Below are 11,347 nucleotides of genomic sequence, written 5' to 3' on the forward strand. Positions count from 1 at the left end.
GCAGACACTCCTCGAATCACCCCACGGTGGGCGGACCCTGCTCGATGCGGCGCAGCACGGGCGCGAGCCGGTCCAGGTCGGCGCCGTCGATCGGCTGGCGCTCGTCCCACCAGGTGGCGCCGGCGTCCATGAGCGGGCCGAGCAGGTCCCGGGCCTGGGCGGCGTCGGTGGGGCTGATACCGCCGACGACGAGCTCGAAGGGGCCGTCGTCCTCGCGCTGCTCACGTACGTACGCGGCCAGCTCCCGAACCTGGTCGACGGGCGGCCCGTATCCGTGCGAGCCCGGCCCGAACAGCGGGACGGCGCCGTCCCAGCGCGCGGCCCGGCGCATCGGCCTGCGGTTGGGCCAGAACCCGGCGACCCATACCGGCGGGCGGGGGCGCTGCACGGTCGGCGGCAGCAGGGTCACGTCCTCGGCCCGGAAGTGCCGCCCGTGATGGGTGACCGGCTCGCCGCTCCAGTAGCGCGCGAGCAGGTCCAGGCCCTCGTCGAGGAGCTCGGCGAGGGCGACCGGGTCGGTGGGCTCGCCGAAGCTGCCGTACTCGTCCTCGATCGGCCCGCCCAGGCCCGCGCCGAAGATCACCCGGCCGCCGCTGAGCGCGTCGAGCGTGGCGACCTGGCGGGCCAGCTGCTGCGGCCGGCGCCGGGCGACCGGGGTGACCAGGGTGCCGAGCCTGATCCGGGTGGTCGCCAGCGCCGCCGCCGTCAGCAGCATCCAGGGGTCGCCGAACGCCCGGCGCCTGCTCTTGACGTGGACGACGTGATCCCAGACGAACAGCGCGTCCCAGCCCGCCTGTTCCGCGGCGACGGCCACCGAGGCGACGGTCCTGGGGTCGGCGAAGTCGCCGAAGTTCGGAATGTTGATCGAGAAGTGCATCCCGCCATGCTGCTGGCCCGCGGCGGGGGACGGCAATCGTTTTAAGGCGAGTCGGCGATGTCGTTGGCGGCCACGTACCCGAAGGTCATGGCGGGGCCGATGGTCGAGCCGGAGCCGGCGTAGCTGTGGCCCATGACGGCTCCGCTGGCGTTGCCGGCGGCGTACAGGCCGGGGATGACCGACCCGTCGGCCCGCAGCACGCGCGACCGGGCGTCGGTGCGCATCCCGCCCTTGGTGCCGAGGTCCCCTGGGACGATCTTGAACGCGTAGAAGGGCGGCAGCCACAGCGGCGCGAGGCACGGGTTCGGCTTGACCAGCGGGTCGGCGTAGTAGCGGTCGTAGGCGCTGTCGCCGCGGTGGAAGTCGAGGTCCTTGCCGGTCGCGGCGAACCCGTTGAAGCGGTCGACGGTGCCGCGCAGCGCCGCCTGCGGGACGCCGATCTTCTGGGCCAGCTGCTCGATCGTCCACGCCTTGAACGCGGCGCCGCCGGCGAACCATTCGTCGGGCAGCGGCAGCAGCGGCGCGACGTCCCGGAACAGGTACTTGTTGCGGTAGTTCTGGTCGACGATGAGCCAGGCGGGGATGTGCGGCGCGGACGCGCTGTTGCGGTCGTACATGACGTGGACGACGTCGCTGTAGGGGGCGCCCTCGTTGACGAAGCGCACGCCGTTTCCGTTGACCAGCAGGCAGCCCGGCAGGGTGCGTTCGGCCAGGCAGAAGTACGGCTGGCCGGGCAGCGGGATGGCCGGGCCCCACCAGGCGTCGTCCATCAGGTCCAGCGCGGCGCCGACCCGTTCGCCGGCCTCGATGCCGTCGCCGGTGTTCTCCTTGGCGCCGACGGTCCAGCTCGTGCCGATGGGCTGGCGCTGGAACTCCGTGCGCATGGCCGCGCTGTGCTCGAACCCGCCCGAGCCGACGATCACGCCGCGCTTGGCCCTGACCAGGCCGCCGGGCGTGACGACGCCGGTGACGCGGCCGGACTCGACCTTGAGGTCGAGCAGCGGGGTGTTCAGCAGCACCGGCACGCCGGCCGAGAGCAGCCCCGCGCGCAGGCCGGCGGCCAGGGACTGGCCCATGGTCAGCGGTTTCTCGCCGCGCAGCGCGGCCTCGGTGCCGCGCAGCAGGCACGCGGCGCTCACCTCGAGGCCCTTGGCGTTGACGGCGGCGAGCGTCAGCCACTTGTAGTCGGCGCTGTAGACCACCAGGCCCGCGGGAGTCTGGATGTACGGGCCGTTCAGGTGGGCCAGCTCGGCGCCGAGGATGTTGCCGTCGAGCTGGGCGGGCTCGATGGAGCGCCCGTTCGGCATGCCGCCGGTGAACTCCGGATAGTAGTCGGAGTAGCCCTCCATGAACCGGAAGCGCAGCGGGCTGTTGCGCATCACGAACGAGATCATCGCCGGCCCGGCCGACAGGAAGGCCCGCTGCCGCTCGATCGGCACGGTGTCGCCGACGACGCGGGCCAGGTAGGCGGCGGCCTTGGCCGGGGTGTCCTGGACTCCGGCGGCGAGGATGACCTCGTTGCACGGGATCCAGATGCCCGCGCCCGATCGGGCGGCCGAGCCCCCGAACGTCGGGGCCTTCTCCACCACGACGGTACGCAGCCCGCGTTTGGCCGCCGTCAGCGCCGCGGTCATCCCGGCGGCTCCGGCGCCGACCACCACGACGTCGTACTCGACCTCGGCACGGGCCGGCGCGCTGCCGAGCGCGGCGCCCGCGACCATTGCGCCGCCCGCCACGGCGGCCCCGCGTAACAGGGCGCGCCGGCTCTGGCCCTGGGGGGTGAGGCTGGATTCGACCATGACGGCAAGCATGCGCTTGGTTGTTTTCACTGTCAATGCGGCCGGGTGTTGACGCCGCCGCCGAAGCCTGGTGCCATGATCGGGACGGTCCGCAGAGGAGATGCGATGCGACGATTGGCCGCCGTGCTCCTGTTCGCCGCGGCGCTCGTGGCGCCGGCGACGACGGCGTACGCCGAGACGTGCTCGACCACGCTCCCCCAGCCGGACGGCCACGGCATCACCTGCGTGCGGGTCGAGCGACATCTCCAGAACGACGGCTCCGAGCTGCGCGACGTCGTCATGACCTCGACGGCGATCTTCCAGGCGGCCGGCGGCACCCCCGCGATCGACCCGCTCGCCCACGAGATCAGCGTGCGCGTCTACCTGCCCCCGGGGTACGACCCCGCCAGGAGCACCCGCTACCGCTCCCTGTACCTCATCAACGGCGGCGGCGACAACTACGACGAGTGGACGACCAAGACCGACCTCGTGTCCCTGATCCGCACCACGCCCGGCCACCCGTACGACGGGATCGTGGTGATGCCGACCGGTGGCATGACCGGCTGGTACAGCGACTGGGCCGGGCGTACGGACGGATATTTCGCGCCGAAGTGGGAGACGTACCACATCTCGCAGCTCATCCCGTGGATCGACGCCAACTTCAACACGATCGCCAACCGGTCGGGGCGGGGCCTGGCGGGGCTGTCGATGGGCGGGTTCGGCACGCTGAAGTACGCCGCCGCGCACCCCGACGTGTTCTCCGTGATCGGCGCCTTCTCGCCGGGCATCGACCTGCGCGGCAAGCCCGCCCAGCGGACGGTCTCCGACTCGATGTGGCAGTCCGGGGCCGCGATCACCGTGCTGGACCCGGGGCCGTACCGGGTCAACAAGTACGACGGCCGGCTGCCCGTGCTCGACCAGCGGCAACAGCTCGTCTACCGGCTGGACACCCTGTTCGGACCGCACACCACCAGCGCCTCCGGAGACCTCGACTGGCCCGCCGCCAATCCCGCGGTGCTCGTGACGCAGGGCAAGTACGCGCCCTTCAGCGGCAGGCTCGGCCTGTACGCGGGCGGCTGCCAGTCGCTGCCACGCGACCCGTCGGGCCAGTACATCCTCGGCGACGGCCACGGCCCCGCGCCCGCGGAGTGCGCCTACAGCACCACGTCCCCGGCGAACACCGAGGCCCTCTCGGTGAACGAGGCCATCCTCGGCTCGTACGCGAGCGTCTTCGACCAGACCCTGACCGGCCTGGGCGTCGGCCACCGCTACTGCTACGGCACGGGCGGCCACGACTGGAACTCCTGGCCCGCGATGCTGACCGACTTCCTCCAGTACGCCTACGGCACGGCCCCGCCCCGCTGCCCCAACGCCTGACGCGCCGGACCTTCCGCCCGGCTTGGGCGCAGGCACCAGCGGCCGGTGGACGGGAGCAGGGCCATGAGCATGGCGCCGGCGGCCGCCAAGGCGGTCAGCGGGGCGATGACGAAGATGAGCACGGAGACGGGCGTCTCCAGCGTCAGCCGCCCACCCGTCAGCAGGTACTGCACGCTGGCGCTCATGCCGTGCAGAGCCACCGCGCCACCGGTCGCCGCGATCATCCAGCGCCCGGCCTCGTGGCGCCGGAACAGCAGCAGCGCTCCCGTCGCGAGCACGACCGCCTCTGCCACGCCCACCATCAGGTTCATGAGCATCAACCAGACCGGCGGACCGGGGTCGATGAGGAGAGCGGCGGCCTGGGAGATCATGGCCAGCAGCCCCGGAAGGCTCAGCAGCGCCAGCGTCGCCGCGGCGGTCGCGGTGCCACCACCGGGCTCGGTCGCCGCCGCCGGGCGTTCCGCCTCGCCGGCGTCCCGCGCAGGGGGCTCCGGCGGTTCGGGGTCGCCGGGCCGGGCCAGGGTGCGGATCGCCGTGCCCCGTTCGGTGATCATGGCGGTGACGTCCGGCGGGAGCCAGTGGGTGGCGGCGTCCGGCCCCTCCAGCCGGTCGAGGACGTCATCCAGCCGGGGCCGGTCGGCCGGGGTCTTGGCCAGGCAGGCACGCAGCAGGGGCACGAGGTCGGCGGGGACGCCGCCGAGGTCGGGCTCTTCGTGGACGACCCGGTAGACGACCAGGTCGGCCCTGCCGCCGCCGAACGGTCCGGTGCCGGTGGCGGCGTAGGCGAGCACGCAGCCGAGGGAGAACACATCGCTCTCCGGGCCGATCTGGCCGGCCCGGGCCTGCTCGGGGGACATGAATCCGGGCGTGCCGATGACGCGCGTCGAGAAGTGCACGGTGTCGAGGGCCTTGGCGATGCCGAAGTCGATGACGCGCGGCCCGTCGTCGGCGAGGATCACGTTGCGGTGGGTGAGATCGCGGTGGACCAGGCCCGTCGAGTGGATCGCGGCCAGCCCCTCGGCCAGGCCCGCCCCCAGCACCCGGACCGCCGCGGGCGGCAGCGGCCCGTGCCTTGTGACGGCCTCGGCCAGGGAGGGGCCGGGGATGTAGGCGGTGGCCAGCCAGGGCGGGTCGGCATCGGCGTCGGCGTCGACCACCTCGGCGGTGTAGAAGCCGCCGACCCGGCGGGCCGCCTCGACCTCGGCGGCGAACCGGCGCCGGAACTCCGCGTCGCCGGCCAGTTCGGCGTGCACCACCTTCACCGCGACCGCCCGGCCGCCGCGGGAGCGGCCCAGGAAGACCCGGCCCATCCCGCCGCTGCCCAACTGCCCGATCAGCCGGTACGGCCCTATCCGCCGAGGGTCGCCATCCCGTACAGGATCCATCGCCCCATACTCCCGCACGAGAACACCCTCGTTCGACCTATCCCCCTACCCTCAGTGAGGCTTTCGGAGGTGTGCGGACGGGCAGACGGGGACGGGCAGCTCGTCGGGCGACGGCCGCACGCCGGACAGCAGCAGGGCCAGGTAGCGGCGCGGATCGGCGTGCTCGGGGTCGCTGGGATGCACGGTCGCCAGGGCCATCACGACGATCGCCGCCAGGTCGCGCACCATCAGGTCCGCCCGCACCCGCCCCTCCCGCTGCGCCCTGGCCAGCACGGCGCCCAGCGGCCCCATGAACCGCTCGGCGATGTCGACCGTGAACGCGCCCGACTCCCGGGCCGCCCGCAGCAGCCCGTGGTGGGCGGCCAGGGTGTCCACGGTGGCCGCCAGCGCCTCGGTCAGCGCGCTCCCGGCGTCGTCGGCGTCGCGCGCGGCCAGGGCGAGCGGTTCGATCTCCTCGGCGAAGTACGTCTGGAACGCGGCCCTGATCACCCCGTCCCGGTCGCCGAACCTCCGGTAGACGGTCGCGATCCCGATCCCGGCGCGCCGGGCGATCTCGTCGAGGGACAGCGCCGGGCCGCTCTCACGCAGACTCGCGATCGCGGCCCGGACGATCTTGTCTGAGTTACGTAGCGCGTCGGCTCGCCGTCCCTGCTCGTGCACGATCCGTCACGTTAGCAGCCGGTCACCAGGCCACCGGGAACGAGCGCAGCCCGTACACCACGTTGAAGGCGCGGAACTCGGCCGGCTCCCCGGCCTCGCGCAGTCCGGGGAAGCGCTCGAAGAGGGCGGGGAAGGCGATCTGCATCTCCATCCTGGCCAGCGGCGCGCCCAGGCAGTGGTGCACGCCGTGGCCGAAGGCCACGTGCCCCATGTCGCCGCGGCCGATGTCGAGCCGGTCGGGGTCGGCGATGTAGGACGGGTCGCGGTTGGCCGCGGGCAGGGCGCACACCACCAGGTCGCCCGCCGCGATCGGCTGCCCGGCCAGCTCGGTGTCGGCGGTGGCGACCTTGAACGTGCCCGTGTGGACGATGCTGAGCCAGCGCAGCAGCTCCTCCACGGCGGCGTTGATCCGCTCGGGCTCGCGTCTGAGGAGCTCCAGCTGTCCGGGGTGGCGCAGCAGGGCCAGGGTGCCGATGCCGAGCATGTTGGAGGTGGTCTCGTGGCCGGCCAGCAGGAGCAGCGAGGCGATGCCGGCCAGCTCGTCGGTGCTCAGGTCGTCGCCGTGTTCGCGTACGAGCATGCCGAGCAGGTCCTCGCCCGGCTCGGCCCGGGTGCGGGCGACCAGCTCGGCCATGTAGGCGCGCGACTCGAGCTGGGCGGCGCCCCGCTCCTGGATGGGCAGCGAGACGTCGAGTATCTTCCCCGTACGTTGCTGGAAGTCGCCCCGGTCGGCGTACGGGACGCCGAGCAGCTCGCAGATCACCAGGGACGGGACCGGCAGGGCGAAGGCCGAGACCAGGTCGGCGGGCGGCCCGGCGGCCTCCATGGCGTCCAGGTGCTCGGTGACGATGTCCCGGATGCGCGGCTCCAGGCGGCGCATCCTGCGCATGGTGAACTCGGGCGTCAGCATCCGGCGCAGCCGGGTGTGCTCGGGAGGGTCGAAGGCGAGCAGGTTGCCCGCCCGGAACCGCTCGATCTCCTCGGGGCTCACCTTCGGCATGCCGGGGGCCCTGAAGACGTTGCGCTGGGCGTTGCTGAAGCGCCCGGAGTCCCCGAGCACCTCCCTGACGTCGGCGAAGCGGCTGACCATCCAGACGTCGAGGCCGAACGGGGACTTCTCCCGCCGGACGCCGTCCTTGTCGCGCGCCACCGCGACCTCGGGATCCGGGTCGAACGCGTTCCGGCGCATGTACAGGGGCAGGGTTACAGGCTCGCTCATGCCAGCTCCTCGGGGGATCGACCGTGGCCTGAAAACGATAGAAGTCTATTGCTTTCGGGCCCGGAGCGAGCGGAGCCGGTCAGCGGGTCGAGCCGGTCCGGGTGTTGTGGTCGCGTCCAGCTCACCCAGGGCCTCGTATCAGCGGGTGAGCAGTTCCCGCAGGGCCTTGGCGATCTCGGCAGGCGCCTCCTCGGCCATGAAGTGGCCGTGGCCGACGGTGTCGTGCCGCAGCCGAGGCGCCCACGCCCGCCACAGCGCCGCCGCGTCGTAGCCGAGGGCGGCGCCCCAGTCCTGCTGCAGCACCGTCACCGGCATCTCCAGGCGCCTGCCCGCCTCCCGGTCGGCCCGGTCGTGCTCGGCGTCGATGCCGGCCGAGGCGCGGTAGTCGGCCACGATCGAGGGGATCGCCTCGCGGCAGGCCTCCAGGTACGCGGCACGTACCTCGGCGGGGATCGCCCGCGCGTCGCCCGTCCAGGTGTCGAGGAAGTGGCCGAAGAACACGTCCGGGCAGGCCGCGATCATCGCCTCCGGCAGCCCGGGCGGCTGGGCCATCAGGTAGAGGTGGAAGCCGACCGCCGCCGACGCCCCGCGCATCACGTCCCACATGTCCAGGGTCGGTAGCACGTCCAGGCAGGCCAGGTGGGTGATCGCCGCCGGGTGGTCGAGCCCGGCGCGGAAGGCCACCAGGGCGCCGCGGTCGTGCCCGGCCAGGGCGAACCGCTCGTGCCCGAACGCCCGGGCCAGCGCCACGACGTCGGCGGCCATGGTCCGCTTGGCGTAGGTGCCGGGCCCGGTCTCGGCGGGTTTGTCGCTGGCGCCGTAACCACGCAGGTCGGGGCAGATGACCGTGTGGTCGGCGGCCAGGTCGGCGGCGACGTGCCGCCACATGAGGTGGGTCTGCGGGAAGCCGTGCAGCAGCACGATCGGGCTGCCCTCCCCCGCGACGGCCGCGCTGAGCGACACGCCGTCTGCGACGGGGACGCGGTGATAGGTGAACCCTTCGATGACCACGATGGCCCTCTCTTTCGGTCAGTTTGTTCCGGTGGGGGCGGGCTCCAGCGTGCCGGGCGTGAATGAGCATCCGATCAGCGCGCTACCGTGACCTGAGGCCGGCTGAGCGGCGTGGAGCGGCGCTACCGGTGTGCGAGGCTTGGCACCACCGCTGTGCATGGTCCGCCTACCTGGTGCGGCACTGCCGTACTCGGGAGTGAGCCATGACCGGGCCCGTACCCGGGGAAGGTCCGCAACCGGGAGCCCGGGAGCGGCCCGCACGGGCATTGGGCATCGGATCGGGCATCGAACTGCGGCGCCTGAGGCCGGCGGCACCCGAGACCGGCGGCGGACACGGCCGGTGACGGGCAAGGCCGGTGACGGGCAAGGCCGGTGACGGGCCACCCGCTGGCGCGGCCGGGCCCCGCTCAGGCGCCTGCCCGCCCGCCCGGCGCCGAGGCGCAAAAGGAGGCCCGCCACGAGCGTGGACGCTGGCGATGGCCGAAGGATCGATCGGGGGGCAGAGGGGGTGACGGGAGCAGTGCAGGTGAGGTTCGGCGTGCTGGGGCCGGTGGCCGCCTGGGACGATGCGGGGGACCCGATCGCCTTGAAGGGGCCGCGCCATCGCGCGGTGCTGGCCCGGCTCATCGTCGCCCGGCGGCGCGTCGTACCGGTCGCCCACCTGGTGACGGACCTGTGGGAGGACCCGCCGCCGGACGCGGTGGGCGCGCTGCGCACGTTCGTGGCGGCGCTGCGCCGGGCGCTGGAGCCGCAGCGCCCGCCCAGGTCGCCGGCCCGGCTGCTGGTCACCGAGGGGCCGGGGTACGCGTTGCGCGCGGAGCCGGACGCGGTGGACGCCTGGCGCTTCGAACGGGCGGTCACCGCCGCAGGGTCACCCGCTGACGTGCTCCCCCGCCTCGAGGAGGCGCTGGGATGGTGGCGCGGGCCCGCCTACGCCGACTTCTCCGACGAGCCCTGGGCCCGTGCCGAACGCTCCCGGCTGACGGAGCTGCGGCTGCACGCCGTCGAACGCCAGGCCGAAGCCCGCCTGGACCTGGGACTGGCCGGGGAGGCGGTCCCCGACCTGGACGCGCACGTCGCCGAACATCCTTGGCGGGAGGAGGGCTGGCGGCTGCTTGCTCTGGCGCTGTACCGTACCGGCCGCCAGGGCGACGCGCTCGCGGTGCTGCGCCGGGCGCGGGAGCTGCTGGTCGAGCACCTGGGCGTGGACCCCGGTCCCGGGTTGAGCCGCCTGGAGACGGACATCCTCCACCACGCCCCTCACCTCGCCCCTGGCGGTCAGGGCCCGGCGGACACGGTGTGGGCGCGGGCTGCCGCCGCCTACGACCGCAGCGTGCCGTCGGGTGCGCGCGCCCGGCTGGAGTCGACGGTGGGGCTGATGCGCGACCTCGCGGTGACGGGTGGCGGTGGCCTGCGAGCGGCCCGCGAACACCGGGTGGCGGCCATCGCGGCGGCCGAGGAACTGGGGGACGTGGAGCTGACGGCCCGCGTCATCGGCGCCTACGACGTACCCGCGATCTGGACCCGCCTCGACGACCCCGACCAGGCGAGCCACGTGATCGCAGCCGCCGAACGTACCCTCGCCACCCTCCCACCGGACCCGGCCGCTACCCCAGCGGGGATGACCGCTACCCCAGCGGGCACGGCGCCGCTCCCGGAGCACGCGACCGCGGCCTCACAGGGCGGCGGCGCCGTCACTCCCGCTGACGGGGCACGTTCCCCGCTGGGGGTCCGTGACGCGGTGCGGGCCCGCCTGCTGGCCACCATCGCCCTGGAGTCCCGCGGCACGAACGCGGCACGAGGCCCCATCGCCGCCCGGGAGGCGGAGCTGCTCGCCCGCCGCCTGGACGACCCGGGCCTGCTGGCGTTCGCGCTCAACGGCGTCTTCATGCAGACGTTCCACCGTACGGGCCTGGCGCCCGACCGGGACGCCATCGGCGCCGAGCTGATCGCGCTGTCGGGCCGGCACGGCCTGGTCACCTACGAGGTCCTGGGCCACCTCATCCGCCTCCAGGCGCGCAGCGCGCTCGCGGACTTCGCCGGAGCCGACACCCACGCGACCGCCGCCGATCACCTGGCCGCGCGGCACGAGCTGCCGCTGGTGGGCGTGTTCACCCAGTGGTATCGAGCGCTGCGCCTCGACGCGACCGGCCAGACCCCGCCGCAGGAGGTCGAGGCGGCCTACCGATCCGCCGCCGCCCGCCTGGACGGCGCCGGCATGCCCGGCCTGGAACACGGTCTTCTGCCGCTCGCCCTTCTGTGCCTGCGCCTGCGCCACACCTCACCCACCTCGGCCGACGACAGCGCCGACTTCGGCCCCTACGAGCCGTGGACGCGCCCGCTGGTCCTGCTCAGGCTCGGACACCGCCGCGAGGCTGCGGCGAAGCTGCGTGACGTACCCGATCCGCCGCGCGACCTGCTCCTGGAGGCCATGTGGTGCCTGGTCGCGCGGGCCGCCGCGGCCGTCGGCGACAGGGAGACCATGGCGCGCGCCCGCGCCGCACTCGCACCCGCGGCGGCGGAGCTGGCCGGAGCGGGCAGCGGCCTCCTCACCCTGGGCCCGGTCTCCCAGCACCTCGATCTCCTCCGCTGAGTGCTCCCCAAGCCCTCAGGCCCCGGCGGGGGCGTCGTAGACCATGGTGTACCGCCAGAACAGGCGACGCCGGACCCGGGCGCCGGGCAACTCCTGCGCGGCCGCGGCCCTGATGTCGGCCAGGGTCTCCTGCGCCACGGCGGTGGGCGCCGTCATGTGCGGGGGCGGCACGTCGGCACGGGCAGGATGCTTGACCAGCCCCATGATCGGGTTGGCGACCATGGCAGGCAGGGCGGCGAGCAGATCGGCGGGCCCCGCCTCGCGGTAGCAGCCGACGACCACGAGGCGACCGCCCGGGGCTAGACAGCCGCGCAGTTCCCGAAGCGTGGGCACCAGCGGGAGATGGTGCAGACAGCGCTTCAACCACCGCTTCGGCGACACGTTCACGCTGCCCGAGCCGTACATCCTCAAGGAGGTCGAGAAGATCACCGACCTCCAGGACCCCAC

At 73.6% G+C, this 11,347-nt stretch carries 9 protein-coding genes; 2 read left to right on the top strand and 7 right to left on the bottom strand.

What is annotated here, in order from left to right; translation table 11 throughout:
- Positions 1-16: 16 nt before the first annotated feature.
- Together ACWDX9_RS29180 and kstD are read right to left on the bottom strand one after the other, a co-directional pair.
- On the bottom strand, positions 17-877 hold the full coding sequence (locus ACWDX9_RS29180; RefSeq protein ID WP_449959448.1) for an LLM class flavin-dependent oxidoreductase: 861 nt from the start codon (positions 875-877) through the stop codon (positions 17-19).
- 41 nt (positions 878-918) lie between these two features.
- On the bottom strand, positions 919-2,676 hold the full coding sequence (gene kstD / locus ACWDX9_RS29185; protein ID WP_449959450.1) for a 3-oxosteroid 1-dehydrogenase: 1,758 nt from the start codon (positions 2,674-2,676) through the stop codon (positions 919-921).
- A gap of 105 nt (positions 2,677-2,781) precedes the next feature.
- On the opposite strand from kstD, the gene ACWDX9_RS29190 reads away from it, so the two are divergent.
- Positions 2,782-4,032, top strand: coding sequence for an alpha/beta hydrolase (locus ACWDX9_RS29190; protein WP_449959452.1), 1,251 nt, complete (start codon positions 2,782-2,784; stop codon positions 4,030-4,032).
- On the opposite strand, the gene ACWDX9_RS29195 is transcribed toward ACWDX9_RS29190, so the two are convergent.
- The 4 genes from ACWDX9_RS29195 to ACWDX9_RS29210 form a co-directional block, all read right to left on the bottom strand.
- On the bottom strand, positions 3,996-5,417 hold the full coding sequence (locus ACWDX9_RS29195; protein ID WP_449959454.1) for a serine/threonine-protein kinase: 1,422 nt from the start codon (positions 5,415-5,417) through the stop codon (positions 3,996-3,998). The genes ACWDX9_RS29190 and ACWDX9_RS29195 overlap by 37 nt on opposite strands.
- Positions 5,418-5,468: 51 nt before the next feature.
- Entirely contained in the window at positions 5,469-6,077 is a 609-nt protein-coding gene (locus ACWDX9_RS29200) for a TetR/AcrR family transcriptional regulator (RefSeq protein WP_449959456.1), read from the bottom strand.
- A 22-nt stretch (positions 6,078-6,099) separates the two neighbouring features.
- Positions 6,100-7,296 (bottom strand): cytochrome P450, encoded by a 1,197-nt coding sequence (locus ACWDX9_RS29205; RefSeq protein WP_449959458.1) that lies wholly within the window; start codon positions 7,294-7,296, stop codon positions 6,100-6,102.
- Positions 7,297-7,434: 138 nt separating this feature from the next.
- Positions 7,435-8,307, bottom strand: coding sequence for an alpha/beta fold hydrolase (locus ACWDX9_RS29210; protein WP_449959460.1), 873 nt, complete (start codon positions 8,305-8,307; stop codon positions 7,435-7,437).
- A 520-nt stretch (positions 8,308-8,827) separates the two neighbouring features.
- On the opposite strand from ACWDX9_RS29210, the gene ACWDX9_RS29215 reads away from it, so the two are divergent.
- Positions 8,828-10,900, top strand: coding sequence for a BTAD domain-containing putative transcriptional regulator (locus ACWDX9_RS29215; protein ID WP_449959464.1), 2,073 nt, complete (start codon positions 8,828-8,830; stop codon positions 10,898-10,900).
- A 15-nt stretch (positions 10,901-10,915) separates the two neighbouring features.
- Here the strand turns inward: ACWDX9_RS29215 and ACWDX9_RS29220 are convergent, their stop codons facing one another.
- Positions 10,916-11,233 carry a hypothetical protein gene (locus tag ACWDX9_RS29220; RefSeq protein WP_449959462.1) on the bottom strand — a complete coding sequence of 106 codons (318 nt, stop codon included), beginning with the start codon at positions 11,231-11,233 and terminating at the stop codon, positions 10,916-10,918.
- Between the last annotated feature and the right edge of the window lie 114 nt (positions 11,234-11,347).

This window comes from Nonomuraea sp. NPDC003201 (genome assembly GCF_053590415.1).

Bases quoted from the DNA above. Each gene is read 5' to 3' on its own strand.
- ACWDX9_RS29180 (WP_449959448.1), bottom strand. From the start codon at position 877: ATGCACTTCTCGATCAACATTCCGAACTTCGGCGACTTCGCCGACCCC.
- kstD (WP_449959450.1), bottom strand. From the start codon at position 2,676: ATGGTCGAATCCAGCCTCACCCCCCAGGGCCAGAGCCGGCGCGCCCTG.
- ACWDX9_RS29190 (WP_449959452.1), top strand. From the start codon at position 2,782: ATGCGACGATTGGCCGCCGTGCTCCTGTTCGCCGCGGCGCTCGTGGCG.
- ACWDX9_RS29195 (WP_449959454.1), bottom strand. From the start codon at position 5,417: ATGGATCCTGTACGGGATGGCGACCCTCGGCGGATAGGGCCGTACCGG.
- ACWDX9_RS29205 (WP_449959458.1), bottom strand. From the start codon at position 7,296: ATGAGCGAGCCTGTAACCCTGCCCCTGTACATGCGCCGGAACGCGTTC.